This is a genomic window from Brevundimonas sp. (genome assembly GCF_041648055.1).
GTDB lineage: Bacteria > Pseudomonadota > Alphaproteobacteria > Caulobacterales > Caulobacteraceae > Brevundimonas.
Genome location: NZ_JBAZPS010000008.1, coordinates 29,295 through 55,636, shown reverse-complemented (window position 1 = coordinate 55,636; position 26,342 = coordinate 29,295). Strand labels below are relative to the sequence as shown.

General features: G+C 66.5%; 20 protein-coding genes. 5 read left to right on the top strand and 15 right to left on the bottom strand.

The annotated features are described in order from the left end of the window. Positions 1-6: 6 nt before the first annotated feature. On the top strand, positions 7-2,610 hold the full coding sequence (locus WC585_RS13625; RefSeq protein ID WP_373258515.1) for a prolyl oligopeptidase family serine peptidase: 2,604 nt from the start codon (positions 7-9) through the stop codon (positions 2,608-2,610). On the opposite strand, the gene WC585_RS13620 is transcribed toward WC585_RS13625, so the two are convergent. From WC585_RS13620 to WC585_RS13610, 3 genes are all read right to left on the bottom strand, one after another. Then, the gene (locus WC585_RS13620) at positions 2,546-4,243 is read right to left on the bottom strand and encodes an asparagine synthase-related protein (protein ID WP_183218350.1); all 1,698 of its coding nucleotides are present in this window, start codon (positions 4,241-4,243) and stop codon (positions 2,546-2,548) included. The two genes, WC585_RS13625 and WC585_RS13620, sit on opposite strands and share 65 nt — an antisense overlap. A 64-nt stretch (positions 4,244-4,307) precedes the next feature. After that, positions 4,308-4,994, bottom strand: a complete 687-nt coding sequence (locus WC585_RS13615; RefSeq protein ID WP_052004694.1) for a lasso peptide biosynthesis B2 protein — start codon at positions 4,992-4,994, stop codon at positions 4,308-4,310. A gap of 612 nt (positions 4,995-5,606) precedes the next feature. Next, positions 5,607-6,095 carry a helix-turn-helix domain-containing protein gene (locus WC585_RS13610; protein WP_147399891.1) on the bottom strand — a complete coding sequence of 163 codons (489 nt, stop codon included), beginning with the start codon at positions 6,093-6,095 and terminating at the stop codon, positions 5,607-5,609. 246 nt (positions 6,096-6,341) lie between these two features. Between WC585_RS13610 and WC585_RS13605 the strand changes: the two genes are divergently transcribed. Further along, on the top strand, positions 6,342-6,992 hold the full coding sequence (locus WC585_RS13605) for a GntR family transcriptional regulator (protein WP_052004693.1): 651 nt from the start codon (positions 6,342-6,344) through the stop codon (positions 6,990-6,992). A gap of 5 nt (positions 6,993-6,997) precedes the next feature. Here the strand turns inward: WC585_RS13605 and WC585_RS13600 are convergent, their stop codons facing one another. Then, positions 6,998-7,600, bottom strand: coding sequence for a GntR family transcriptional regulator (locus WC585_RS13600; RefSeq protein ID WP_081836073.1), 603 nt, complete (start codon positions 7,598-7,600; stop codon positions 6,998-7,000). A gap of 322 nt (positions 7,601-7,922) precedes the next feature. On the opposite strand from WC585_RS13600, the gene WC585_RS13595 reads away from it, so the two are divergent. Continuing rightward, positions 7,923-8,765 (top strand): hypothetical protein, encoded by an 843-nt coding sequence (locus WC585_RS13595; RefSeq protein WP_052004690.1) that lies wholly within the window; start codon positions 7,923-7,925, stop codon positions 8,763-8,765. A 182-nt stretch (positions 8,766-8,947) separates the two neighbouring features. Here WC585_RS13595 and WC585_RS13590 read toward each other — a convergent pair whose 3' ends face one another. After that, positions 8,948-11,119 carry an NACHT domain-containing NTPase gene (locus tag WC585_RS13590; RefSeq protein ID WP_373258514.1) on the bottom strand — a complete coding sequence of 724 codons (2,172 nt, stop codon included), beginning with the start codon at positions 11,117-11,119 and terminating at the stop codon, positions 8,948-8,950. Positions 11,120-11,584: 465 nt separating this feature from the next. Here WC585_RS13590 and WC585_RS13585 point away from each other — a divergent pair, with 465 nt between their 5' ends. Further along, positions 11,585-13,708 carry an ATP-binding protein gene (locus WC585_RS13585; RefSeq protein WP_035305702.1) on the top strand — a complete coding sequence of 708 codons (2,124 nt, stop codon included), beginning with the start codon at positions 11,585-11,587 and terminating at the stop codon, positions 13,706-13,708. A 248-nt stretch (positions 13,709-13,956) separates the two neighbouring features. Next, entirely contained in the window at positions 13,957-14,778 is an 822-nt protein-coding gene (locus WC585_RS13580) for a hypothetical protein (RefSeq protein WP_035305698.1), read from the top strand. A 529-nt stretch (positions 14,779-15,307) separates the two neighbouring features. On the opposite strand, the gene WC585_RS13575 is transcribed toward WC585_RS13580, so the two are convergent. From WC585_RS13575 to WC585_RS13530, 10 genes are all read right to left on the bottom strand, one after another. Beyond that, the gene (locus tag WC585_RS13575; protein ID WP_035305696.1) at positions 15,308-17,410 is read right to left on the bottom strand and encodes a cation-translocating P-type ATPase; all 2,103 of its coding nucleotides are present in this window, start codon (positions 17,408-17,410) and stop codon (positions 15,308-15,310) included. Next, complete coding sequence (locus tag WC585_RS13570) at positions 17,407-18,432, bottom strand: c-type cytochrome (protein WP_052004688.1); 1,026 nt, start codon at positions 18,430-18,432, stop codon at positions 17,407-17,409. The genes WC585_RS13575 and WC585_RS13570 overlap by 4 nt, the downstream gene beginning before the upstream one ends. 2 nt (positions 18,433-18,434) lie before the next feature. Further along, entirely contained in the window at positions 18,435-19,667 is a 1,233-nt protein-coding gene (locus tag WC585_RS13565) for a c-type cytochrome (RefSeq protein WP_052004686.1), read from the bottom strand. Further along, the gene (locus tag WC585_RS13560) at positions 19,664-20,284 is read right to left on the bottom strand and encodes a cbb3-type cytochrome c oxidase subunit II (RefSeq protein WP_035305693.1); all 621 of its coding nucleotides are present in this window, start codon (positions 20,282-20,284) and stop codon (positions 19,664-19,666) included. The genes WC585_RS13565 and WC585_RS13560 overlap by 4 nt, the downstream gene beginning before the upstream one ends. Next, positions 20,281-21,885 carry a cbb3-type cytochrome c oxidase subunit I gene (locus WC585_RS13555; RefSeq protein WP_201463312.1) on the bottom strand — a complete coding sequence of 535 codons (1,605 nt, stop codon included), beginning with the start codon at positions 21,883-21,885 and terminating at the stop codon, positions 20,281-20,283. Before WC585_RS13555 ends, WC585_RS13560 begins: the two co-directional genes overlap by 4 nt. A gap of 15 nt (positions 21,886-21,900) precedes the next feature. Continuing rightward, a complete protein-coding gene (locus tag WC585_RS13550) occupies positions 21,901-22,998 on the bottom strand; it encodes an alginate export family protein (RefSeq protein WP_052004684.1) in 1,098 nt (365 codons plus the stop codon). Positions 22,999-23,313: 315 nt separating this feature from the next. Continuing rightward, entirely contained in the window at positions 23,314-23,799 is a 486-nt protein-coding gene (locus WC585_RS13545) for an isoprenylcysteine carboxylmethyltransferase family protein (RefSeq protein WP_054764186.1), read from the bottom strand. Then, positions 23,796-23,924, bottom strand: coding sequence for a DUF2474 family protein (locus tag WC585_RS13540; protein WP_137721941.1), 129 nt, complete (start codon positions 23,922-23,924; stop codon positions 23,796-23,798). The genes WC585_RS13545 and WC585_RS13540 overlap by 4 nt, the downstream gene beginning before the upstream one ends. Next, on the bottom strand, positions 23,924-24,925 hold the full coding sequence (gene cydB / locus WC585_RS13535; protein ID WP_035308644.1) for a cytochrome d ubiquinol oxidase subunit II: 1,002 nt from the start codon (positions 24,923-24,925) through the stop codon (positions 23,924-23,926). The genes WC585_RS13540 and cydB overlap by 1 nt, the downstream gene beginning before the upstream one ends. After that, entirely contained in the window at positions 24,915-26,342 is a 1,428-nt protein-coding gene (locus tag WC585_RS13530) for a cytochrome ubiquinol oxidase subunit I (RefSeq protein WP_373258513.1), read from the bottom strand. The genes cydB and WC585_RS13530 overlap by 11 nt, the downstream gene beginning before the upstream one ends.

The window sequence follows — 26,342 nt, the reverse complement described above, 5'->3', positions numbered from 1 at the left end:
GCCGTCATGCCCCGAGCTGCTTCGAGCGTACGCCAGACGGCGTCCGCAGGACGCCGCGCGCGTTCGCGCGCATTTGTCGCCGCCTCGGCCTTCATCCTACTGTCGGGCGCGGGATGGGGTGCTGCCGCGCAGATCCCACAGAACGCTCCGGCGGGAGTTGAGGTCGCCACCGGATCTCCCTCGCCCGCAACACCGGGTCGTCCCTATCGCACGGATGACATGCTCGCGGCGGAGTCCTTCGGCAACGCCACCATCGATCCGACGGGGCGGTGGGCGGTGTTTGAACAACGCGCGCCCTACGACCAGGCGACGTCGTTCGAGTTCGGTCTCCGCAACCCATGGACCGTGAGCCGTCTGAAAGTGGTGGATCTGGCCTCGGGCCGGCCTGCTGAGAGCCTCCTTCGGCCGGAGGAGAGAGACGGCCACGTCCTGGGGCCCTGGTCGCCGTCCGGGCGCAGACTCCTGATCTTCCGTCTCAGAGATCACCGGTGGCAGGCCGGGGTCGTGGAAATGTCGGATCGGACGGTCCACTGGTTTTCCCTGTCGCCGGAGCTCTCTGTCTTCGGGGAGGCGGCGCAATGGCGTTCGGACGACGAGCTCCTGCTGCTGGTGAGACCCGATGGATCGTTGCCGCAATGGTTGGCCAGCGGTGCGCGAGGCAGGCGAGCGCTCGAGGCGCGCTGGCGTGCGACGGACGCCGGTGGACCGGCGCAGCGGACCTCCCTCGGCAGCGGCGCCTTCGCCGGCGACATGCCCCAGCCTCCGCAGAACCAGGCGGTCAGACTCGACGTTCGTTCAGGCATCGCCACCCCGCTCGCCGCAGGCTGGTTCTACGACCTCGAACTCTCCCCGGACGGAGATCGCCTGGCGCTGGTCGAGACCGCCACGGCGGCGACCTTCGACCCGACAACAGCGTTCGAGCCGCAGGCCATTGATCGGGAGCGAAGGCTTCGCATTGCCGACCTGCGGACGGGCGCCGTGACCTCGCCGCTGGGCGACGCCGATATCGCCCCGAGCCTGCTGGCCTGGTCGCCGGCCTCGGATCGTCTGCTGGTGTGGGCGCGCGGCGCCGAAGGATGGGAGGCCGGCGACCTTCTCGGCGTCGACCCGGACGGTGACGCCGTGCAGCGCTACGATCTCGGCGGTCTCAGGCCCTACACCGGCGGCGGGGTGGCCACATTCAACAGCGTCTATGCGGACTGGCTGGGAGACTGGCCTGTCCTCTTCGCCCACACCGCGACGGGCGAGCGCAACGACTGGCACCGGCTCGGACGCCAGGGCGCCGTCAACCTGACGGCGGCGCTCAGTCCGCCGTCCGTCGACATCGGGGCCATCGACGGGGAGCGGCTATTGCTGGTCGCCGGAGGCCGCCCTTGGGCCGTGACCGTCTCTGGCGAAGCCGCGCCGATGGTCGCTCCGACCGGCGTCGTGACCGGCTTCGACGGCGCAGGCTATCTGGAGTCGCAGCGACGCCAGCGGAACTCTCCACCCCGGCGGGGCTGGATGGCGGTGCGCCTGTCCGATGGTGCGATCGCCCGCCCGGACCTCGATCCTGACGTGATGGCGACGGGCGACGCCTTCGTCTCCGGCGTCTACGCCGGCGCCGACGGCGTCATCGTCCGCACCGTGGAAAACGGGGTCCAGACCTTGCGCCTTCAGCAGCCGGGTCGCCCCGACCGGACACTGTCGATGATCAACGCATGGATGGGAGAGATCGACTTCCCCGAGCCCGAACGGGTCCGCCATCGGGGGGCGGACGGCGTAGAGCGGTTCAGTTGGCTCTATCGCCCCCGGCAGTGGCGGGGGGAGAAGACGCCTCTGGTCGTTCTCTCCTACCCAGGCGGCCCTGCGGCCGCGCCGTCGGAACCCGCCGCGCTCAACGCCTGGGCCAACCCCCAGCTTGTCGTCTCCGGCGGATATGCAGTGCTGATCCCGATCGTGCCTCTCGACCGGGAGAAGGAGCCCGCGGAGGACTACGCTGAGGATGTCCTGGCGGTGGTCGACGCCGCCCTCGCGCAGTACCCGGATCTGGATCCGGACCGCGTCGCGCACTGGGGACACAGTTTCGGCGGCTATGCTGGGTTGGTCGCCGCCACGCAGACGGACCGGTTCAAGGCCATCATCTCCGTTGCGGGCCTGTCAGATCTTGCGACCGCCTGGGGCGAGTTTTCTCCCGCCAACCGGGACAATCCGGAGTTCGGACTCTCCTTGCGCCAGCGCATCGGATGGGCCGAGGAAAGCCAGGGGCGAATGCGCGCGCCGCCCTGGACCGCGCCTGACCTCTATGTCCGGAACAGTCCCCTGTTCGGCGCGGACCGGATCTCGGCACCGGTTCTTCTCGTCCACGGTGACCGCGATCTTCTGCCGAGCACCCAGTCCGAGATCATGTTCTCGGCGCTCTGGCGACAGAACAAGGATGCACGGCTTCTCACCTACTGGGGCGAGGGCCATCACCTCTGGAGCCCGGACAATATCCGGGATCTTTACACGGAGATCGTGGCCTTCCTCGACCGCACCCTCAGCTCGGGCGAGGTCCCGCCGGTACTCAGACCCCAGCCCCGATCGCCTCCCAGCGCCGGACCCAGCTCTCCATCACTGCCGCCATCGTGAAGTCCGGGACGCTGCCTTTCCAGAGCAGACGGTCAGGGTCGAGGAGGGCTTCCGTACGACCCCGGTCGATAAGTCCGCGCGCAGCGAGGCGACCCCCGAGCAGGTGGTCTCTCAGGAACGGAATGCTCGCGGCCGCCTGGCGCCCGAAGTAGGCGGTCATCTCACCCTTGGATCGCCTGTGCAGGATTTCGGGCGGCAGTCTGTCGGCGAAGGCCGCGCGCGCCAGCCTTCGATCGGCCCGACCGTCGTCGGTGAGGAGGGGAACGGACAGTCCGAGCGCCAGTTCGACAACGGGCTGAGCCAGAAGCGGATGGATCAGGTCGGCAGCCTCCGTTCGGCGGCACTGGCTCTGATAGGCCAGGCCCGCCGCCACGGATTCGATCTGGAGACGTTTGGCCGGCGGGACCGTTTCCAGCCCGCGTAGCCACGGATGCAGATCCCTTTCTGCATCGTGCGAAACGCTCTCCGGATTGAAGATGGACAGTCTGCGTGCCGACCGGTCGAGCGGAGCGCGTCGCGGTGTGCTCAGGGCGGTGCGCAGAAGGGACCAGGTCGATCGGCGTGTCCACCGCGCCAGTTGCGGTAGTGCGGGGCTGAACACAGCGCCGAGACCCCGCTCGCGAAGGACGTCGGTGAAGATGTCCGGAACCCCCATCTGGAAGAAGACCCCGTCGCCACCCTTCCCGGTCAGGAGGGCGTCGACGCCGGCCTCCCGGCAGGCTTCCGCGACGGCCGTGTCGAACGAGTAATCTCTTCCATTCACTCCGGGTCTGGGACCTCGAGCGGTGACCTCGAACCCTTCCGTCGTCATCGGCCTGATCGCGCGTTGAACGCAGTGCGGTTCGAAGCCGAGGCGATCTCCGAGGGTTCGAACGAACCGACGCTCGTCGCCTTCGGCGAACGGGCCGAACATGTTGAACCAGAGGTGCGGGGTCGCTCCCCCAGCCTGAAAGCCGCCGGCGACAATCGCAGAATCGAGCCCGCCGGACACTTCGACGCCCGGCCGTTCGATGACCTTGGCGAAGGCGGCGAGGCAGCCGTCGATCCGGCCTCTCAGCCAGGCTGCGGCTTCGCGGGGATCGGAGGTGACCGAGGCGGTGAAGTCTACCGGACGCCACAGCGGAGTCGTTCGCCGGGCGTTGAGATCGGTCAGGTCGCCGGCCTCGGCGACCCTGATCCCGATCAACGGACTGGCCGCGGTCGCATTGATGGGGTCGCGCAGCAGACCGCCCACCACGTCCCAGTCGATCTGGACCGGCGGCGCGGCGCTTTCCAGCAGCCAGTCGGAGAGTTCGGAGGTGACGACCTGGACACCTTCGTACCGCCAGGCCGCGCATTCATGGGCGCCGGAAGGGTCCCGCAGGATCTGGCGGACCTGGCCTCGCGGCGTCCTGAACATCCCGATGTACCGCCCCCAGTACCGCCGGATCAGGGCGCGTGCGCGGTCGGCGTCGTCGCCGTGCGTCGGGATAGGGGTTCGATCCCCGTCGAGGGCATCGAACAGGTCGCCGAGGACGAGCAGATGCTCGCCGGCGGGATGGTGGACCGCCAGGGGCCTCGGCCCCTTCGTGCCGAGCCACGCCTGCTCCATGACCTGGACCGGGACAAACCCTCGGGCCTGGGCTTCAGCCACAAGGCCTTCGGCGAGAGCAAGGTTGCTGGTGTCGGACCAGGCGAGATGCAGAAAATGCCCCACCTCAGACGACCATGATCGGGGTGTAGACGGCGACCCGGTCCGGCTCGTCGTCGAGCACCGCGTCGCCGACCTGCAGCCAGCAGTGGGCGGAAAATGGCCAGGTGCGAACCCCGAACACCCATCGCACGTCTCCGCCTGCGTCCCGGATCAAGGTCCTCAGCAGGTGCGCCCGGTAGAGGCAGGCGCCCTGTCCCGGCGCCCAAGGCAGGAGGCGCACGAAGGCCGCCGTCAGACGGGCGACCTCCTCTTCGGACAGGCTCGAGGAGGGGGAGCGCCGGCGGTGCGTGGCGAGCAGACTCGCGAGGGATCGGGATTCGAAATTCCGTCCCTCGCGCCACCAGGACCACCAGAACCGCGTGGTCGCAACCACATCGATCGCAGGCGACGGCGGCAGGGGAAGGGCTCGGGTCGGCGCCGGCGGCGCGACGGCCCGGGTCTCACCCGAGGGGCCGAGAAACCCGCCGTCCCGAAGTTGCTCCAGCACGGGTTCGGGGGCGACGATAAGGTCGCCACGGACTTGTATCACCGTTCCGGCGCCGGGCAGGCAGCTGTAAGCGTCCGTCCGTTCATCGAGCACAATGACGTCTTCATCGACGACAGCAAAATGCAGATGCTCCCAAAGGTGGGCGAGAGCGCTCCCCGGCTCGGCGACGAAGGGCGTGGGGGAATCGAAGGTCTGGTTCTCCATGAGGCACGCGCGCGGCGGCTGGGGACGAGCGCCGCAAAAGGCGTTCGTCCCCGAGGCCGTCAGGCCCCGCCGTCGTACGGCATTTCCTCGTGTTCGAGGGGCGGGCCGATCACCGCGCCCCTCGTCAGAACAGTGACGGGACCGAGGTCGATCAGTCGGATCTGAGCGATGCCAGTCATGAGAGCCTCCAGGTTGTGAGGCCGCAGGATTGCGGCAGCCTATGGAGCCGCTCCGAAGCCGGCGGTCGCAATCTATATCTGTCGTGTATTTGAGCCTTGTCGATCGGACAGGAGCGAATGCACAAACGTCGCCGCGACGGCTGTCGGGCGACCGGTCATCCTCAATGTGGGGCAAGACGAGCGCCGCGAACGACGCTCGTCCCGGGCGATCAGGCCACGCCGTCGAACGGCGTCTCTTCGATCTCCAGCGGCGGCCCGACGATGGCGCCCCGGGTGAGGGCGGTGACGGGTCCGAAGCCGATCAGTCGGATCTGAACGGTGCTGGTCATGGTAGCCTCCATTCGCAAGTCGCCGCGGATTGCGGCAGGTCATGGAGCGCCCGCGGTGACCCCAGCGGCAATCTATATCTGTCGTGTATTTCAACTGCTGCGGCTCAGACCTCATCTTCCGGCGGTTTGCCCGCCAGACGGTCGCGGCCCGCGTCGAGCCAGGACTCGGTTTCCTCGCTCTTGGCCCGGTTCTCTTCCTCCAGCTTGCGGAAGGTCTCGGTGAAGGCCTCGATCAGGGCGCGGGGATCGAGCGTCAAAAGCCGGTCTCCCATCTTCCGGACGAACTCGCCCAGGGCGATGAGGAAGATCAGCATGAGCTTGCTGTCAGCCGTCTGACGCGCGAACTCGATCGAGCCGAGCGAAGGGCCGAGCAAGAGCGACCACGGGTCGCAGTTCGTCGCGACGGCGAACCGGTGAACGTAGTCGAGGTTCACCCGGCCAGCGCCGGCTTCAAAGTATTCGTAGGTGCGAAGCGGCAGGTTCATGGCGGTCGCCACCTGCTGGGCGGTCATGTTTCGGGCACGCCGCACCGTCCGCGCCGCCAGACCGATCAGCCGTGCATCACTCAACTTTTCTGGTGGATCGGAAAGCATAGGCGATTCGACCTTTCACCACTGAAGGTGCTGTGTTGGGTGTGTCGAATCAATGCAGGCGTGTGCGACTTTTTTGAATGGTTCCGGAGCGAGACGAAGAACCCGCAAGAAATCGGCGGGGCGCGCGCCAGAGCATGGCGGCCTGTCCGAAGAAGATTTTCGCAGACGAACTCGCCGGTCTGGGGAACGATGCTTGGGTGGACGATCAGGGGGCGGACCGGGGTCCGAGCAGATCGGAATCTGAACATGGCGCGTAATCGCGACCCGTTCACCCAGGCGCTGTCGTCTTTGCGTGAGCGTATTCATTCGGGAGCCCTGGCCGGCGGGTCGCCGGTCATTGTTCAGGACGAGGCCCGGCGGCTGCGCCTGTCGACCACGCCGATCCGAGAGGCTCTTGCTCGGCTGAGCGGAGAAGGACTGGTCGAGCGTGCGTCGACCGGCGGTTATGTCACCCTGCGGCTGGACGCCACCGCAGCCCGTGACCGTTGGGCGATGCATGGCCACTACGTCCGCATCGCCGTCGAGGTGAACCTGCGCGCCCTCGGAGCCGTGCGTCCGCCGGCGCCCGCTTACGAACACGGTCGTCCCATAGCGGCCGTGAACCGGCTGTTCGCGACCATCGTCTGCAGCGCCGGCAATCAGGCCTTGTGGGACGGATTTCAGAAGGTGAGCGGACAGCTCGATCTGGTGCGCCGCCATGAGGCGACCCTGTTTGACGATCTCTGTGACGAGGCGATAGGGCTCTATACCGCCTACAATGAGGAGGCCGCGCCCGCGTTCGCTGCGACCGTCGGGCGCTACCATGACCGGCGCATCGGGGCGGCTGGCGCACTGGCCGCTCTGGTCTTCGCCGGCGTCGGGCCTCGGGAAGAGGTGGCGCGAAGTGGGACGGAGTGAGGGGATCAGGCGGCCTCGATCACCAGGATCGTTGTGCGTGAGCAGCGGCGCTCGTGATAGGATTCCAGCAGACCCAGGAGCGCCGGGATCCGCCCGTCGACGATCACCTCCACCATGGTCCTTACGGTCGCGCCGTCAGTTTCTTCATGGATGCGCTCGGCCTTGAGAACGGCCTTGAGCCGGTCGACGACACGTTGATGGGCCAGCACAAGCGCGGCGTTGGTCGACTGGTTGATGATCGCGTCGAAAAGGGCCTGAACGCCGTCGAGCGGATCGACCGCAACGGCCGCCTTGCGCAAAGGTGTGAGCCCGCGGGGGTAGAGGGTCAGCGCGGCGTGGAGATAGGCGAGCTGGAGTTCGAACAGGTCGATGATCTCCGCCGGGCTCAGCGACGGGTAGAAGTAGCCGCGTCCGCGTCTGCGCTCGATGAGCCCTTGTCCCGCGAGACAGGCCAGGGCTTCCCGGACCGGCGTGGCGCTCAATCCCACCTCCGCCGCCAGCTCCGTCACCACGATCGGCTCGCCCGGAACAAACCGGCCCGCCTCGGCGAACCGCTTTAGAGCACCCAGAGCCGCTCCATAGGGGTCTCGTGGTTCGGAAGTCTGCATGACGCCCTCGACTGAACAATGGGCGGACCGGGAAACGGGGGGAGGCCGATCCGATTACACAAGTTAGTGCAGATATATTTGATGCAATGCAAGGTTATATTTTGACCGCCAATAGATTGCGTGTGACCCGCAACTTTTTTGCGGACGATCACCGAACTTCTTGCGTATTGGGAGCTTCGGAGGGCGTCGTTCTACTCCGGTCGTGTGATAGTCTGTCCAGAGACAGCAACTGGGGGGCGAAGTCGGTCCTGTTCCGCGATATCTGGCGTTCGCGCGGTCGGCCCAATGCCGACCCCCGCCCATTCAAGAGGACCGCGCCCGCATGACCCAACGTTTCGAGACGCAGATCCAGTTCACATGCCCGGATTGCCACGCCCTGGCGGTCACGAGCGCGGAGGTGCCCGAGCCGGACTGGAGCGCAGCCGAAAGCATGTCGGACCTGAACTCCGAGGGCGAAACCGAGGTCGAATGCCCCCACTGCGAAACCGTCTTTGAGGCCTATGTCGTGAACAGCGCAGGCAGTTGCGAGGTCAGGCTCAACGCCCATCCTGAGACGGCGGTTTCGGCGGATGTCGCCTTCTACTCTCCCGAGGAGGATTGGTCCGACTACGCTCTCCCGGAAAACCCGCTCTCAATCTGGGCGGAGTCGTTCGAGCAGGCGCAGGCCTATCTCGATGCCCACGGCTCGGACGACGGCGGCGCCCTGATCAATCGGATGGTCTTCTCTCAGCACGTTGCGGCTCTCGAAGCCTTCCTCGGCGACACGCTTCTCAAGGAAGTGCTGGGCGACGAGAAGCGTCTGGGGCGGCTTCTCGCCGGCGACAAGGAACTGGCGAAGGAAAGGTTCACCCTGGCGGAGATCCAGGAAAATCCCGGCCTGATCCGAGACAGGGTCGGGGCCTATCTGGCCGACATCCGCTACCACAACCTCGCGAAGGTCGACACGCTGTACCGGATCGCTCTGGAGGTCGAACTCCTCAAGGAGCAAACACAGAGGGAGAAGCTGTTTGTCGCGATTCAGCATCGTCACGACTGCGTCCATCGAAACGGCCGCGACAAGAACAACGAGAAGCTGACGGTCTTCACCAAAGCCTATGTGACCGAAACGGCTGAACTCTTTCGGGCCCTGATCGAGAGGGTCGACCTGGCGCTCTCGCCCTTTTGAGTGACGGCTGGGCGGCGCGCCGCTCCTGTCGGCGGTCCCGGTCCGTCGATCAGGTGCAAACGTTCGGCGCCCACGTCACCTCACCACGCACCCACGGCCTCGGTCGGCCATTCTCCGATGATCGCGCGTCGCCTGCACAACCGCGCCGCACGACGCCGGGAAGGGCTTCGCGCGAGCGGAATTCAGGGCCTCCGGATTGGCCGATCCGCTGCGATCGTGCGCGGGTTACGGCGCGCGACAACGATGATGTGCCGCAGGTCGGAAAGCTTATGCAGAAACCCTTGAATCCGTGGGCGGGATGCCACCGGGATCGTCGAGAGCACGACATCGAGAGGCAGTTCGAGGGGTGGGTAACCCGAGGCTTGTTGAGGGGCGTGGGTCTTGAGGACGACGCCGTGCGCCTGGCTCGCCGCCCAGGCCCCTTCAAGCAGTCCAAGCCAGTTCATGGACACCACGCGCCCTGTGCGGCCGGCCGCGATTTCCTTTACCCCCGCGGTCGCAAGCGCACGCATGCGCTCGCCCTCTTCGCCATCGACCGAGAGCCGATCATTCTGCGGCAGCTCTCGGACGTGTCCCAGGGTTCGTTCGATCAGGACGCCGGCGATCATCGGCTCCAGCGCCTGACGGACAGTGTCTTCAGAGGCGAGAACGCCGTGAGGCTCGAGCAACTGCAGTGCGAGCGCCAGCTCGGGAACGCGAGCCTGCATCATCGCGGTCCGCAGAGGCGCCAGGTTCGACGGATCGATCTTCAACGATCCGCCGATCAGTCGGATCGGCAATGTCCAGTAGGTTGAAGGAATGTGCTGGATGAGCGGGTTTGGTCCGCCGAAAGCATCGATCAAAAGGCGGATGTAACTCGGCCGGAGCGAGCCCTGCGCCGAGACGAAGGTTTCCGCCCAGGCGCGGAGGCGGGGCTGGTTTTCGGGGGTCTGGAGAAACTCCAGAACGCCCTCCTGCGCGAGGGTCCCGTAGAGGACATGGTCGCCTGCCTGCGGCGGGCAGCTCAACATCCGGGAGGCCACGAGGAATTCGGCGAACGACCGGTGCGGGAAATAATAGATGTCGCCGGCTTTCCGCTCCAGGAAGGCCCCGGCGAGATACTCCCGACGCTTGTGTTCGACCTCGTGCGCGTCTCCATCCGGCAAGTCCGCGAGAAGGTCCGATGGAATGACCTCCGCGACGAAGCTCGTTGCTGCGGCCCGATCTCTCCAAAGCCAAAAGGCGAGTTCGGCCAGGAAACGAAGTCGATCTTTCTCGCCGATGGGGGTGCGGGCGGGCTTCTCGGCCTCACGGCGCGCCAGCGACTGAAAGAACTCATCATAAAGCGACCAGCGCGACGGGCTTCGGCGCAGTCGGGTCAGATCCTGTTCGCGGTCCGCCGCCATTTCGGCGAGGATTTTCAGATGGACGGGGCGTCCGAAAACCGCAGGGTCCGCCGCCGCGAGTTCGGACACCTCCTGGCGACGCTTGTCGACCCACTCCGCATCCGCACCCCCATCGCCCGAGGTTCCGGCCTGATAGGCCAGAAAGCCGGCGATGAAGAGATCGCGCTCCGCGTCGCTGAAATCGGCGAGGCGGTACTCCCTGAACTCGGGCCAGCCCGGCAGCTTGCGCCAGCGATCCTGCGCAGGGATGCGCCCTTTCAGTACATAGTGGTGTTCGGCGTCGGTGGTGAATGCGGAGGGGCGGCCCAGCAGAACCACCTTCGCCCCCGGTGTGATGAGCTGATTGAACTGACCGACCTGCGCGCGGAACTCCGAGAAGGACATCGCGTGCTTCATCTCGTCGAAGCCGTCGAGGACGATCAGGAAACGGCCCTTGCTGTTGAAGTCCAGGAAGCGGGTGAAGTTGTATCCCCGGACATTGTGCTGACTCGTCAGCATCGCGCCGAGGAAGCCCTCCAGATCGCTGTAGCGGGACAGCCCGCCGAGCTTGATCAGGATCGGACGGCGAGCGCTGGGATCCGTCAGAGCCTGCGCCGCCTGCTGCGTCACGAGGCGTTTGGCGAAACTCGATTTGCCGGCCCCGTAACCGCCGAGGATCGCCAGCGGCGTGGGGTCTTCCGTAGCCAGCCATGCCACGACCTCGTCGATCAGACCGACGACCTCGCCTTCGGATTCGGCCATGTCGGCATCATACGCGACCTCGGCGGCTCGGGCCTCGATGTAGAACCGGCTGAGCCCGCCCTCCTCAAAGGCGGCCGCCATCGCCTGGGTGTGAGGTCGCAGGCCCAGCACCTCGTCTTCCAGCTCCCAGATCGTGCGGTGCCGCATCGGCGGGCGGGTATCGAGATAGGCCTGTGCGCCGGGAGCCAGACCGTGACGGGAGATGACCAGAAGCTTGGCCGGCCGCACTTCATCCAGAACCGTCTCATAGTCCGACCAGATTGCTTTGAGGTCGTCCCGATGGAGGGGGCGCGCGTAGTCCTTCGCCTCAAGGATGATCGTCTCGCGGCTTCCGAAGTCGTCTCGCTCGAAAACGCCGTCGACCTTCTTTCCAGCGATCAGGATCTCGGTGCGGCCGTTTCCGTAGAGACCGCTGAGGTAGTTCGCCGCCTCGTTCCGAAGAGCGGAGCCCGGGTTCCGGTTCTCATTCTGGATTTCGAACGCCGTCAAGACTTCCCCCGATCCGCCGGAGTGATTCCAGCGGCTTGAACGAGGGGCGATGATACCCGCATTGCGCGAGTGTTCCAGAGTCGTTCGCCTGCGCCAGGTGCGGTCGCGGACGTCTCGTGGAGCGAAGAAAGTCGTCTTGACTTGCCCTCTGGGCGCTGGTCTGGAGAGGGAAGGGCGACACCTCGAAGACGGGCCGACACGACTATGACGCTCGATATCCGGGGCAGCATCAAGAATACGAAGCTCAGTACGAACCCCTATGTTGTGTTCGAGGAACTGATCTCGAATGCCATCGACTCCTACCTGATCCGGAAGGATGCCGAGCCTTCGGCGCCGGCGCTCGATGTCCGTGTGGACGTGGTGTTCAGGACGAGCGATCTGTTCGGCGAGCTCGAGGTGATGTCGGTGCGCTGTCGCGACAACGGTTGCGGGCTCGGTGACGATCAGCTGAAGGCGTTCCTCACCAAGGACACGTCATACAAGGACGACCTGCACATCGCCGGGATCGGCAAGTGTAAGGGCGCGGGGCGCATTCAGTATTTCCACTACTTCGGTTCGCTATCGATCGAGAGCACGTTCAGGCGGGGCGGGGAGGCGATCCATCGTCGCATGGATTATGCCGAGCCGACCAAGCAGATCGATTTCGAGGACTTCTCGGAAACGCCCGGCGCTGAGACGGTTATCGGCACGGCGCTGTCGCTCGGCGCCTTCAAGGAGACGGCGCGGCCGCGCTTCGCGGGGGCGGCCCCCAGCACGCTCTTCTCCGCTGCAGCGCTGAAGCGTCAGATGCTCATGGCCTTCCTCCAGCGTCTCGTCGGGCTGGATGAACGCCTGGGGGATTTCGGCATCGCCTTTGTGACCCGCCATGGCGACGGCGACGCCAACACAGAAGTGCTGAAGCGGGCCGATCTTCCGAAAGTGACCGCGACACGGTCGGTAGAGGTCGAGGAGCGGAATCCGTCGACGGGCGAGGGGACCGGGGTCCATCAGACCTTCCGGCTCTCGCATTATCAGCTGGACGCCGCCGAGTTCGGCCTGCCCAGGAATGCGATCGCCTTCTGCGCCAAATCCTCTCCGGTGCAGGACATCACAGGCTATTACCTCCGTACGAAGACCGAGCAGAACAACCCTGTCGGCGGCTTTCACCACATCGTCCTCGTGGAGAGCGACTTCCTCGACCAACGGGTGAACGAACAGCGCGACGGCTTCGACGACATTCCCGCCGAGATCCCGACCACGGACCTCTTCGCCTCGGACCCCCTCTCCTACGCCGACATCCATGCCGCCATCGATCCCGTGATCGAGGAGATGGTCGTTCCGGCGGATTGGACGAAGGAGGTCGTGATCAAGGAGCTCACCGACCAGTTCGGTGTGAGCGAAGCCATGTTGGCCGACACCTCGACGCGCATCGTCTATGGCGAGCCGGCGCAGTCCGTGGTCGAGCGCGTGCTCAAGAAGTACCAGGAGCGGGTCATCGAGGAGACGGCGGAAATCTTCGACTTGAAGGAGGAGATCATCCGCGCCGAACCGGATTCCGAGGAGTTCCGTGCGAAGATCAACCAGCTGGCCTGGAAGTACACCTCGTCGCTCAAGAATTTCGACATGGCGAACCTGTCCCAGCTCGTCGTTCGCCGCGCCGCCATCGTGGAAATTCTCGCCCTGGCCTGCGGCAAGAACCTCGCCATGCAGTCGTTGGCGGATGGTGTCCGCCGCAAGGACGAACGGATCATTCACAGCATTTTCTTCCCGATGCGGCGGGACAGCACCGACGTCACCGATCACGACATCTGGCTGCTGAGCGAGGATTACCAGTACTACGACTACATCGCGTCGGATGTTCCGCTGGCCAGTATCGTCTGGGAGGGGGACGAGACCGTCTTCGAGGACGATATCGATCGCGAGTTCGCCAAGCTGTTGGTCGAGCGTTCCAATGACCATGCCGCGAAACGCCCCGATATCGCGCTCTTCAGCAAGGAGGGGTCGGCGATCATTGTCGAGTTCAAGGCGCCTGGCGTGTCGATGGACGATCACACCGGCGACCTGCGGGAGTACGCCCATCTCCTTGCGGCCAAGTCCGGCGGCAAGCTCAACCGTTTCTACTGCTATCTGATCGGCGACACGCTCAACCCGCTGCGGCTCGGCGAGACCTGGACCCAGTTTCCGACCGGCACGGGCTGGTTTTCCTCAGGTGAGCTCCGCGACCCGGTGGCCAGGCGACAACTGGGCGAGACCTATTCCGAAATCCTCTTCTACGACGACGTCGTCGCCAGGGCGAAAAAGCGCATCAGGGTCTATCAGGACAAGCTGCAGCTCTCGCTCAAGACTTGAACCCTTGGTGGAGCCGTGACCGATCCGGTCTCGACGCACGAGGTGGAAGGCGACGGCCTGACCGCTCGGATCGAGGCCCAAAGTAGAAGGGCCGCCTCGCGGCGGCCCTTGGAAGTCTGTTTAGACTCATTCCACGCCAGCCTTGCGGCTGGTAACGAACCCACGGAACGACGTGGCTGGAGTGCCGTGAATATGAGGTTTGTTTCCCGGTTCGTCAATGCGCCGGGCTGGAGCGGGGGCGTCGGCGCGTGACCAAGTCTATCACAGAATCCCTGAACGCCCTCATCGACGCCCTGCCGCAGCGACCCGACCAAGCCGTAATCGACCGTCTCCGAACGGACCTGTCGGTCGTCAGCTCGCAGCTTTTGAGCGGCGCCATCCAGGAGATCGCGGCGACCGCGAAAAAGAAGCTGCCGGAAGAACCGGCTGAGGGCGATATCCGCGACGCGATCTACCGAATCTACAATCGCAAGGTCGCTGAGCACGCTCAGATGTTCCCGATGTTCCACACGGTCGAGACCGCCCTGCGCGCGAGCCTCGCCGTCGAGCTGGAGACCCACTACGGCATCCAAGGTTGGTGGAACCCTGTACTCAAAGGGCTGATGTCGAGCGCGTGGGATCCCCGGTCGGTGACGCGCATCGGCAACGTCGACATCAACCGCGAGATTCCCTACCGAATGGGGCGAATCCTGCAGTCCCTGATCGACAAGAAGGTCGCGGTCACCAGCTTTCGCACCGGGAACGAGCTCCTGACAGCCTGCGACTTCGGACACCTCGTCTTCCTGATTGAGGACCACTGGTCGCTCTTCGCGCCCAAGTTCGTCTTCAAGGGGCAAATGGTTCCGAAGCAACTCGCGGTGACTTGGCTCGACCGCATCCGGGATGCGCGAAACGCCGTCTATCACCACCAGTCATTTGAAGGCGCGCCAGGGGCCTATGACGCGGGCGATTTCGTAACGCAATGCCTCGGTGTGAAACTCGCCAAGGTGCATCCGCTGATCGCCGGCGCGCCCTGCAAGCCGCCGCCCTACTTCCCTAAGCTGGTCGCGCCTCGACAGGCGGCGCCCTAACCGGCGCAGATCGAGACAACCACGGGTGACGCCCAATGAATATATGTCTTTTCGGCGGAGCGAATCTGACCGCTGCGCCGAAGAAGCCGGGGCACATCCTCCTGACTGCGCTCGGCGGGAGGATGACGGCATGCGCGATCAGCATATCTTGACGTCGAGTAGGGGGTCATCATGCGCGGATGGGATCGTGCGGATCAGACTTAGGGCGCCCAATTCGCAGAACGGACTTTTGGCGCAGGCTGCTGAGCGGAACTCCATGGCAATCGCCATCAGATCGTTCGTAGCGGCGGGCTAGAAACAAGCGTGCTCCGCTCAACATCTTCCCCGCGATCGCTGCCGAGCCATTGGCGTCTCTTGGCTCCAGATCTGAGGATCGCCGGACGTTCCCCGTCGTCCGAGCGCCCGCGCGAAAGGCCCTCTATCGAAATCCCACAGCCGTGCTGGGTCGAAACCGGCGCTCAACGCAAGACATGAGGTGTCGGTGTTCGTCCGGCGCCGAGGGCGGATGGCCCCCGGACTGCCCCGTCGGTCAATCTCGCAACGCATTCAGCAGCACCAGCAGGGAACTCGCGGTCATGGCGATTGCGGCCCCCAAGGGAGAAAGCAGGCCCAAAGCCGCCAGGGGCAGGACGATGATGTTGTAGGCGAGGGCGAGGACGACATTCTGGCGGATTTTGCGGCGTGTCTCGGCGGCCAGGCTTAGCGCCACGTCGACCTGTTCAAGACCCCCTTCGAGGATGACGATCGCCGCCGTGGCCGCGGCGGCCGGATGCGCCCGGGCCACCGAGACCCCGCAGGCGGCGGCGGTCAGGGCGGGGGCGTCGTTCACGCCGTCGCCGACGAAGAGCACAGGTCCTCTCGTGTTCCTGATCCTGTCGGCCTTGTCGGCGGGGGTGCAGCCCCAGTGGACCGCAGCGGCGTCCAGGCCGATCCGCTGCGCGACCGCCAGGGCCGGCCCGTCGGCGTCGCCGGTGGCCATGGCGACCCGCAATCCTCGCCGTTTGAGCTGCGCCACACCGTCGGCGGCGCTGGGGTCCAGCGCATCGGCGAGCAGAAGGTCGCCGACCGCGAGACCATCCACGGTGACCCGAAGACGGGTTTCTCCCTGCAAACTAGCGACGCCGCCGACATGGACGTGGGTTCCGTCCGCCAGCGTCGTCTCGGCGCCGCGATCCAGGCGTTGACCGCCGACGACGACCGCGTCGCCGATCGACGCGGCGGCGACGACGGCCTGCGCAAGGGGATGGGCGATGCCGGTCTCCGCACGCGCCGCCAGGTCCAGCACCTGCGCCACAGACCAGCCGGGGCAGGGGTCGACGGCGACCACCTCGAGGCGGCCCAGGGTCAGGGTCCCGGTCTTGTCCAGAAAGGCGGTGCGCAGCCCGGCCATGCGATCGACGACGCCGGGATCGGAAAACCGCAGACCGTGCCCGGCGGCCTTGGCCGAGAGCCGCGCCTGCGCCAGGGGCGCGGCCAGGGCCAGGGCGCAGGGGCAGGCCGCCAGGAGCACGACCAGGCCGCGCATCACCGCCTCGCCCCCGTCGGCCATAACCGCCAGCGTCGCTGCCGTCACCAGGACGGCCGCCAGGATCAGGCCCTGGGTCAGCGTGCCGGCCAGGCGCGCGATCCGGTCCTCGTCACCGCCGCGCGTCGCCAGTTCTAGGGCCACCCGTCCCCCCATCCGATCCACGTCGCGATCTCCGGCTTCGCGATCAACCGAGACTTCGATCATCCGGTCGAGATTGACGGCCCCCGCGCTGATGCGGTCTCCCGGAGTGATGGCGCGCGGCGCGGATTCGCCGTTCAGCACGGCCGAGTTCAGGCGGCTCTTACCGGTCAAGATCAGGCCATCGACGGTCGCTACGGCGCCGGCAGGGATCCGCACGAGATCGCCAAGACGGAGGCTGGCGCTGGGCGCCGCCTGCCAGCCGTCCGCCTCCCGCCAGACCAGGGCCGTGTCGTCGAACAAACGGCCCATCGCCACCACGCCCTGGGCGGCCCTGCGGCGGATATGGGTCTCGATCAGACGTCCGGTCAGCAGCAGGGTGATCAGCATGACCGCCGTGTCGAAGTAGACGTGGCGATCGCCGGCCCCCAGATGAACGAGCGAGGCCGCCACGGCGCCCAGAACGCCGAGCGTGACCAGGAGGTCTAGCCCGGGCGCGCGGAGACGCAGGGATCGGATCGCCATGCGGCCGATGTCCCAACCGCCATAGAGAAGCACCGGCGAGGCCAGCAGACCGCTGGCGATAGCCAGCCTCCAGCCGAGGTTCGCGCCGAGGCTCGGAGTCACATAGATCACGATCGCTGCGACCATCGCCCACATGCCGAAGGCCACCGACACGGCGAGCCTGAGCGTCAACTGGCGGATTTGACCGTCGAACCGGTCCACCGCATCCTGAGGGTCGGCGCGCTCGATCAGGCGATAGCCGGCCTGACGGACGACGGCGCGAAGATGAGCGGTATCGCAGCGCTGTGTGTCCCATCGCACCAGGGCCGAGGCGGAAAGGTGGTGGACCCGGGCCAGGAGGACGCCGTCGGTTTCGCCAAGCCGACGCTCTAGACCGCGCGCGCACCCGCCGCAGAAGAGGCCGTCCACGGCGAACAGCTGCTGGCGGGGGTCTGCGCTCAAGGCCGGGCGCGAGCGGCCGGTTCAGGCGTGCCCACCCCGATCAGACGGCCCTGGTAGGTGCGCCCGTAAAACGTCTCCTCGCCGCTGTGGTTCTTTTGGGCCGTCTCCTGCACTGTCCCGGTCTGGCGGGGATCCTTGGGGCGCTCGTGGCTGTTGATGAAGGCGGCGACGTCCCAGGCCTGCTGGTCTGTGAGACGATCGCTCTGGCCGAGCGGCATATTGGCCTTGATGAAGCCGGCGGCGGTGTTCACCCGCGCCATGCCGGCGCCCCAGTTATAGGACCGCGGGCCCCAGAGCGCCGGGAAGACCGGCCGTCCATTCAGGTCGTACTGCCCCTGGCCGTCCGCACCATGGCAGGTCGCGCAGTTGGCGGCGTAGACCCGGCTCCCGCGCGCCGGGTCGTAACCCGCCGCGGTCTTTTCAAGCTCCGGATAGCCGGCGCCCTCCAAGTCTTGGCCCGTCGGGGCTCCGGTGGCGAGCCAGTGCATATAGATTTGCAGGTCCTTGTAGACGTCGTGACCGGCCGGCGGCGGGCCGCCGGTCGGCGAATGCTGGGCGTTCATCGAATAGGTGAAACAGCCCTTCACCCGATCTTCCATGGTGTTGATCTGCTTATTCTTGGAACGGTATTTGGGATAGACGGTCCAGGCGGCCCACATGGGCGCCGAGTTGGCCCGTCGACCGCCGTCGAGGTGGCAGTTCGAGCACGAAAGATTGTTGCCGACAAAATCCGAGGCATTGGCCGAGGTGTTCATGAAGATCGCCTGGCCGCGCCGGATCGCATCGCCTTCCGGCCCGTCGGGGATGGCGCTGTCCGGCGGCGGCTGGAACAGGGCTGCGTGGACGTTCCTGTCGCCGTCGGCCTCGCCAGCCTTGCGATCCCGCAGCCAGCCCGCGTCAAAGGCGTAGGCGGCGATGGCGAACAGGGCGAAGCCGCCGCCGACGGCATAGATCACGTCACGGGCGAACCGGCCCTTGGCGGGCCGATCCTGCGGTGCGGGAGGCGGAGCGTCGTCATCCATGGTCATCGCCTTTCATCATCGGAAGCGGCCGGCACCGGCGGAAGGGTCGCCAGATAGTCGGCGATCGCGCGTCGGTCCGCGTCGGACAGATTGCGTGCGACCTCGTTCATCAGCTGGACGTCAGAGTTGTCGCGCTGCCCCCCGACCCAAGCGGCCAGCTGCGAGGCCGTATAGGCGGGATGCTGGGCCGCCAGGGAGGGGAAGTTCGGCGCCACGCCGAAGCCCGAGGGGCCATGGCAACTGAAACAGGCGGGAAGGTTCTTGGACCAGTCGCCATACAGCGCCAGCTGCTCGCCACGCTTCAGTCCGCCGCCAAGCTCCGGCCGCGCTGTGGAGGGCGTGCGCAGGGCCGAATAGTATCGCGCGAGGCCGCGTCGGTCGGCGTCGCTCAGGGCGCCGGCGACGGTCTGCATGGTCTCATTGCGACGGCGGCCCGAGACATAGTCCTGCAGCTGTTTGACGATGTAACCCTCGGGCAGACCTGCCAGTCGGGGCACGTTGGCGCCGCCCTCGCCGGCGGCGCCGTGACAGGAGGCGCAGGCCCAGGCTTCGCCTCGGCCCTCTGTGACCAGACGCATCACGCCAGGATCGTCGAAACTGAAGATCCGGACAGGTCCGACCGGAGGTTGAGGCGCCAATCCGGGATCGACGACCCGAGCCAGCTCCTCGCCTCCGCGCCAGGCCCCGCGGCCGGGGAAGCGGTCGCGCTGCGCCGTCACGAAGGCGGGCGTGATCTCTTGGTCATCGCCGCCCCAGGTCTGGCGGACATGGGTGGCGACCCGCGCCAATTGGGCGTCGGACAGCACGCTTGCGAAGCTCGGCATATGGCCGTCGAAGACCTTGCCGCCGACATCGATCGGGCCGTCGATCCCATGCAGCAGGATCTGCACGATGACGGCCGGATCGGCGGCGACGAACCGGGATCCCGCCAGCGGCGGGATGGCGCTGCGCACGCCCACGGCGTTGGGCTGATGGCAGGTCGAACACCGCGCCTCGAAGACCTGAGCGCCGCTGTTCAAGGCGAGGGCGGGGATGTCCTCGATCTGCTCGGCGCGTTCTTCTCGCCCGACGCTGACCGCCTGGGCGTTGTCCCACAAGGTGACCGCGCCCCAGATCGCCAGGGCGATGGCGATCCAGTAGACCGGCAGCGGAATGCGCCGGAATTCCTCGTAGGGTTCGAAGGCCTCGTCCGGTTCGCGGGGCCGAGGGGCGTCAGGCGGCCTTTTGCGGATCATTTCGGCTCGCCCTTTTCGCTGTATCCGTCGTCGCGGACGGCCGTGGGCGGGGCAGGGAAGGTCCGGTCCAGGCTGCGCAGATAGGCCACGAGGTCGCGCGCCTGCGGTCTGGCCACGACGACCTTGCCCTTGGGCGCATAGCGTTCCGGCAGCGCAACGACAACGTCGCCCGGCGCCGCCTTGTCCTTGACCTCGAACAGATAAGGATAGGCCGGCATGATGCTCCAGTCGTAGATCGCGCGCGGCTGATAGAGGTGGGTCATGTGCCAGGCTTCGCTCGGCAGTCGCGCGCCCACATTCTGGAGATCCGGCCCGGTGCGCATGGTGCCCAGTTGATGGGGCTGGTCGTAGAAATAGTCGGAGGCCACCGCGGCCCGGCCCCAGCCGCGTTCGCTGTCCGGCGCCTGGTCCAGGGCGCGGGGCTGCTGGCTGTGACAATAGACGCAGCCTTCGGAGACATAGGCCGCCCGTCCCCGAAGCTCCGCCTCCGTGTAGGGCAGCAGACCCGGCGTGGGCGCTTGCTCGCGGATCTGGATGCCGGGAAGGATGACCAGCATCAGGGTGGCGAAGGCCAGGATGGCGAGGGCGAGGACGCCCAGAGGAATGACGCGGTTCATGCTGTGGTCGCCGGAACGGTGTCGGTGGGGACGGCCCCGGCCTGGGGCGCGCGGCCCTTGGCCAGCAGGGCTATGAAATGGCCCGCGAAGATGAGGTGACCCAGGGTCATCAGCCCGCCGCCGACAGACCGGGCCTCAAGATAGGGCGCCAGGACGGTGACGCTGTCGGCGAAGGGGCGCGTCGCGTCCAGCATGGCCAGACCCTGCAGCACGCCGCCGATGGTCAGGGCGAAGAAGTAGATGGCGAAGCCGATGACCACGAGCCAGAAATGGGCCTTGATCAGGGCCGGTTCGGGCCACTGCCGTCCCGTCAGTCGCGGGCCCATGTGGTAGACCGCGCCGAACAGTATGAAGGACACAAAACCATAGGCGCCGAGATGGGCGTGCCCGACCGTGTATTGGGTGAAGTGGGTCACGGTATTGATCGTGCGCAAGGCTTCGATCGACCCCTGGAAGGACGCCAGGGTATACATGACCGCCCCCAGCGAGATGAACCGCAGAGGGACCGAGGCCTTGAAGGCCCACAGGTTGCGGGCGACCGTGACGTGCTGGTTGATGGCCACGGCGATCACCGGAACGAACATCATCACACTGTGGACGATCGACAGGGTCACCACCCAGGTCGGCACCGGACCGCCGATCAGATGGTGGATGCCGACCTGACTGTAGAACAAGGCGAGCGCCCAGAAGCCGAGCAGCGACAGGCTGTAGGAGTAGATGGGTTTGCCGATGATCTTGGGAATGAAATAATAGGCCGCGCCAACGCCCAGCGGGGTCAGCCAGAGCCCCAGGACATTGTGGGCGAACCACCAGTTGACCGTCGCCTCCTGCACGCCCGAATGGATGCCCGGCAGATTGGCGATGAAGAACAGAATGGGGAACCAGCACAGCGCCCCGAGATAGTACCAACCGGTCACATAGATGTGGTCCACGTTGCGCCGTAGTGCTGTGTGGAGAAGCGGCCAGACGAAGAAGGCCCCGGCCAGGGCCAACAGCCCATCGATCTGCCAGGGGATCTCCAGCCATTCCTCGCCATCCGTCCAGCCCGAGGCGATCGCCAGAGCGCCGCAGGCCACGGCGATGTTCCAGAGCACGGCCCCGATCACAGGCAGTCGGGGATGTCGCAGCTCCGTATGAAAGATGCGCGGGGCGATCCAGAGCGCCACGCCGATGCCGGTCATCGACAGCCAGCCATAGATCACGAGATTCAGATGAAGCGTGCGGACCCGGCCAAAGGTCAGCGGCGCGACGTCCGTCAGCCAGTCCGGCCAGTGCAGCTTCAGCGAGGCCATCAGGCCGAAAATGGAGCCGATGACCAGCCAGGTGATGCCGCTGCCGATCAGGATCATCACGGGGCGGCGCGAGACCGCATCGATGCCCTCGCGCTCGGTGTCATAGTGATGCGGCCCGACGGACTGGGTGTCCTCGCCGGCCATCGTCGCATCGTCGGGCGTGCCCGCCTCGCCGGGCGTGAAGACGGTGTAGGCCTGGCCCTGGTGTAGTTGGAGCTGCCGGTTCGTCACCGCCCAGATCAGAAAGGCGAGGGCCAGCAAGGACACGAGGAAGCTGAGCGCCAGCAGGAGGCCGATGGTCAGCGACATGGGGCGAGGACTCTGTCAGAAGGCATAGGTCACGTCCACATAGCCGTAGGTGGTGTCGGCGGTCGCCGGCGCGTTCGGGGCATCGGTCAGGGCGCCGCCCTTGAAGAGCCGGGCGCCGCCGGTCTCCAGAGTGACGTCGGGGGTCAGCTTGTAGCGGACCCGCGCCTCGATCTGAGTTCCGCCAAAGCGGCCGCTGTCGCTCGACGGGTCGATGACCCCCGTCGCGCCCAGACTGTCGCGCGCGTCTTCCAACCACAGGCCCCGCACCGCGACGAAGCCGTCCAGCTTGCGGTCGGGCTTTACCTCGAGGCGAACGCCGGGCGACACGAGGTTGGCGCGCGAGACCGGGCCGTAGAGACCGGCGGGGCCGAACTCGAAGCGGCGTGCGCCGTACAGGGTGTCGAACCGGCCATAGTCGCCCCGTCCCCCATCGCCCGTGACATTGTCGAACTGGGCGGCGAGTCTCGGCGACCAGTCGTGGGCGAAGGTACGTCCCGCCTCCAGATGAATGAAGCCCGCCCTGACATCCACATCCTGGGTGTCTGCGGGCGAGGCCGAGCGCCGGACCTGACCGACCTGGGCCGCCGCCTCGACCTCGACATCCCACGCCCCGGCCGCCGGCGAATGGCGCCAACGGACGCCGGGCGTCGCCAGCCGGCGGTTTCGGGTCTGCTGGTCCGCGTCATCGCTTTCGGTCAGGCCGTAGACATAGAGGTCGAGCGACCGCCGCTGGCCGAGGTCGCGAGTCCAAAACAGGCCGGCGAACTGCAGGTTGGAACTCTCTCGATCCCACGCGATCCGATTGTCCTCGATGGCGGCCCTGTCGTCCGGCAACCGCACCTGCGGCATGACCCAGAAGGCCGTCAGCGCGCCGTCGGCCAGGGGCGTGTCGAAACGGGCGCCGGTATAGGCGTTGGTGGTGTTGCGAAAATTCTGGCGAGAAACGAAACGCTTGGAACCCAGATCCATGGTGAAGCGGCCGAGTTTCAGTGTCCGCTCACGTCGCGCGCCGAGACGGATCTTGGCGTAGGCCTGAACCAACTCCAGCGCATTGACCTCGCCAACGCCGACCGACGACAGCGGACCTTGCCCGAACGCCCGCGAATCGAACACCTCGCCCGAACGTCACGTGACCCACATCCCGCTCGACGGCCAGCGTCAGCCGCGTCGTCAGGACGGCGTCGCTTGGCTCCGCCATCGGACAAAACTGGCCTGACAGCGTCTCTCCCCGCGCGCGCGCCGATCCGGAGACGCGCCAGCTATCCTGGGCGTCCGTGGGTTGCCCGGCGGCGGCGATCGCACCGCTCATGAGGAGGCCCATCAGCACCGGACAAGCGTTCCCGTGGTTGGCGCGGGCCTCTTGATGTCTCCCATCGTCGTTTCCTGCTGCGTTTTGTCGCAACAGGCCGGGCCAAGCTTAAGCCAGCCTTAAGGTGATTGCGACGGCATCCGCCGCCCAAACCAGCGGTCCACGCGATCGGCGTAGGCGGACCAGGCTGGCCCGAAGAGGGCCGTCAGGTGTCGTTCCTCGCGCCGGATGGCGAGGCGGTCGGTGGCGAAGGCGGCGACGGGGGCGGCCACGAAGAACCAGGCGTTGTCGAACAGGCCGCCGAGGCCGAGCAGCAGCAGGCCGTTGGCGAGATAGATCGGGTTGCGGCTCCAGGCGAACGGACCGGTCGTGACCAGAGCGGTCGCCGCCCGGTGCGGCAGGATGTTGGCGCGCCACCGCCGCATCACCAGCATGGCCCAGAGGTCCAAACCAAGGGCGAGCCCGACCAGGAGGCCGCCAGCGGCGAAGGCGCCGGGGAAGAGAGCGGGCGGGGACCACAGACGCGCCGTGATGAGCGCGACAAGGACGGCGCCGCCCGTGATGAGCGGCGGCCAGGGCCAGCGGTTCGGCGCCTGCGGGCTCACCCCCCGGCCAGCTTGAGAACGCCGCGCAGCAGATAGGCGACGATGCCCAGGACGCCCACGCCCAGCGCCCAGAGCGCGACGAACCAGAGGCCCTGCCGGAGCCCGTTTGTGGAGCCGCGACGCATCAGTGGTAACCGTCGTCGCCGACCTTGCCGCGGAACACCCAGTAGGCGTAGGCGGTGTAGGCTAGGATGATCGGGATCAGGATCAGGGCGCCGACCAGCATGAACAGCTGGCTGGAGGCGGGAGCTGCGGCCTGCCAGAGGGTGATCTCGTCGGGTACGGCGTAAGGGAAGACGCTGACGCCCAGCCCGGCGAAGGTCACCGCGAACAGGCCCAGCGACAGCAGGAAGGGCCAGACCTCACGCTTCTGACGCATGGTCCAGAAGAAGGCGGCCGCGACGATCAGGACGAGCAACGGCACCTGGGCCGTCAGAAGCACGCCGGGCCAGTCGAACCACCGGCGGGCGTATTCGCCGTCGAGGAACGGGGTGGCCAGGCTGACCGCGCCGATCATCAGCAAGGTCGCCGGCCCCAACTTCCAGGCCTGGGACCGGGCGTGGGTCTGGAGCGCGCCATCCGTCTTCATGTTCAGCCAGGTGGCGCCGAGAAGGGCGTAGCCGACGACGACGGCCACACCGGTCAGCAGGCTGAAGGGGCTGAGCCAGTCCCACCAGCCGCCGCCATAGGCGCGACCGGACACTTCGACCCCCTGCAGGATGGCCCCCAGGGTGACGCCCTGGGAGAAGGCGGCCAGGAGGGAGCCGCCGAAGAAGGCGACATCCCAGACGGGCTTGGCCCGCACGGTGCGCCAGCGGTATTCAAAGGCGACGCCCCGGAAGACCAGCCCCAGCAGCATGGCGATGATCGGCGTGTAGACCGCCGGCATCAGGACCGCATAGGCGAGGGGGAAGGCCGCGAACAGGCCGCCACCGCCCAGGATCAGCCAGGTCTCGTTGCCGTCCCACACCGGGGCGATCGAGTTCATCGCCTTGTCGCGCTGATCGCCGGCCTTCAGTGTCGGGAACAGGATGCCGACACCCAGGTCGAACCCGTCCATGACGATGTAGGCGAAGACGGCGAAGGCCAGCAGACCGGCCCAGACCAGGGTCAGATCAACGCTCATGATCAGTCTCCTCGCCAGTCGGGATGGGACGGTCGGGGTCGATGGCGGGGGCAGGCGTGATGCCCGCCGTGCGGATCGGCGTTTCCGCCACGCCCGGCTCGCCGCGATGAGGCGCATGGCTCATCAGACGCAGGATGTAGAAGACCCCGGCGCCGAAGACGGTGAAATAGACCACGGCGAAAGCGGCCAAGGAAGTCGCGACGGCAGGCGCCGCCAGAGGCGCGGCGCTGTCGGCGGTGCGCAGCAGGCCGTAGACGGTCCAGGGCTGGCGGCCGACCTCCGTGGTGATCCAGCCCGCCAGCACGGCGACGAACCCCATCGGTCCCATGATCAGGGCGAAGCGGTGCAGCCAGGGGGCGTCATAGAGGCGGCTGCGCAGGCGGGCGTACAACCCCCATAGCCCCAGCAGCAGCATGGCCATGCCCAGTCCCACCATGACGCGGAAGGACCAGAAGACGATCTCCACCGGCGGCCAGTCGGCGCGGGCGACGGTGTCGAGACCGGCCAGAGGCGCGTTTGGATCATGCTTCAGGATCAGGGACGACAGCTTCGGAACCTCGACCGCGCCATGGACGGTGGCGGCCTCGCGATCGGGCAGGCCGAACAGGATCAGCGGCGCCCCGTCCGGGTGGCTTTCGAAGTGGCCTTCCATCGCCATGACCTTGGCGGGCTGGTGCTCCAGGGTGTTCAACCCGTGCATGTCGCCGATGAAGATCTGCACCGGAGCGGCGACCAGGATCATGCCCATGGCCATGGCGAACATCTTGCGCGCGCCCTTGTTGGTCCGCTCCTTCATGAGGTGCCAGGCGCCGACCGCGCCGACCACCAGACCGGTCGTCAGGTAGGCCGCCAGCAGCATGTGGGCGAGGCGATAGGGGAAGGACGGGTTGAAGACGATCTTGAACCAGTCGGCCGGGATGAACTGGCCGACCTCGTTGATGGCGTAGCCTTGCGGCGTCTGCATCCAGCTGTTGACGGACAGGATCCAGAAGGCCGAGGCGAAGGTGCCGATGGCGACCATCAGGGTGGCCAGGAAGTGCAGCTTCTTGCCGACCCGGTTCAGGCCGAACAGCATCACGCCCAGGAAGCCCGCCTCGAGGAAGAAGGCGCTGAGCACCTCATAGGCCATCAGGGGGCCGATGACGGGTCCGGCCTTGTCGGAGAAGACCGACCAGTTGGTGCCGAACTGATAGGACATCACCAGACCCGAGACGACGCCCATGCCGAAGGCGACGGCGAAGATCTTCAGCCAGTATTTGAAAAGGTTCAGATAGAGCTCGCGCCCTGTCTTCAGCCACAGGGCCTCCAGCACGGCCAGATAGCTGGCCAGGCCGATAGAGAAGGTCGGGAAGACGATGTGGAAGGCGACGGTGAAGGCGAACTGCATCCGAGCCAGGATCAGGGCGTCAAGTTCCAT

Bases quoted from the DNA above. Each gene is read 5' to 3' on its own strand.
- WC585_RS13625 (WP_373258515.1), top strand. From the start codon at position 7: ATGCCCCGAGCTGCTTCGAGCGTACGCCAGACGGCGTCCGCAGGACGC.
- WC585_RS13615 (WP_052004694.1), bottom strand. From the start codon at position 4,994: ATGGAGAACCAGACCTTCGATTCCCCCACGCCCTTCGTCGCCGAGCCG.
- WC585_RS13610 (WP_147399891.1), bottom strand. From the start codon at position 6,095: ATGCTTTCCGATCCACCAGAAAAGTTGAGTGATGCACGGCTGATCGGT.
- WC585_RS13605 (WP_052004693.1), top strand. From the start codon at position 6,342: ATGGCGCGTAATCGCGACCCGTTCACCCAGGCGCTGTCGTCTTTGCGT.
- WC585_RS13600 (WP_081836073.1), bottom strand. From the start codon at position 7,600: ATGCAGACTTCCGAACCACGAGACCCCTATGGAGCGGCTCTGGGTGCT.
- WC585_RS13595 (WP_052004690.1), top strand. From the start codon at position 7,923: ATGACCCAACGTTTCGAGACGCAGATCCAGTTCACATGCCCGGATTGC.
- WC585_RS13585 (WP_035305702.1), top strand. From the start codon at position 11,585: ATGACGCTCGATATCCGGGGCAGCATCAAGAATACGAAGCTCAGTACG.
- WC585_RS13570 (WP_052004688.1), bottom strand. From the start codon at position 18,432: ATGGATGACGACGCTCCGCCTCCCGCACCGCAGGATCGGCCCGCCAAG.
- WC585_RS13565 (WP_052004686.1), bottom strand. From the start codon at position 19,667: ATGATCCGCAAAAGGCCGCCTGACGCCCCTCGGCCCCGCGAACCGGAC.
- WC585_RS13560 (WP_035305693.1), bottom strand. From the start codon at position 20,284: ATGAACCGCGTCATTCCTCTGGGCGTCCTCGCCCTCGCCATCCTGGCC.
- WC585_RS13555 (WP_201463312.1), bottom strand. From the start codon at position 21,885: ATGTCGCTGACCATCGGCCTCCTGCTGGCGCTCAGCTTCCTCGTGTCC.
- WC585_RS13540 (WP_137721941.1), bottom strand. From the start codon at position 23,924: ATGCGTCGCGGCTCCACAAACGGGCTCCGGCAGGGCCTCTGGTTCGTC.
- cydB (WP_035308644.1), bottom strand. From the start codon at position 24,925: ATGAGCGTTGATCTGACCCTGGTCTGGGCCGGTCTGCTGGCCTTCGCC.
- WC585_RS13530 (WP_373258513.1), bottom strand. From the start codon at position 26,342: ATGGAACTTGACGCCCTGATCCTGGCTCGGATGCAGTTCGCCTTCACC.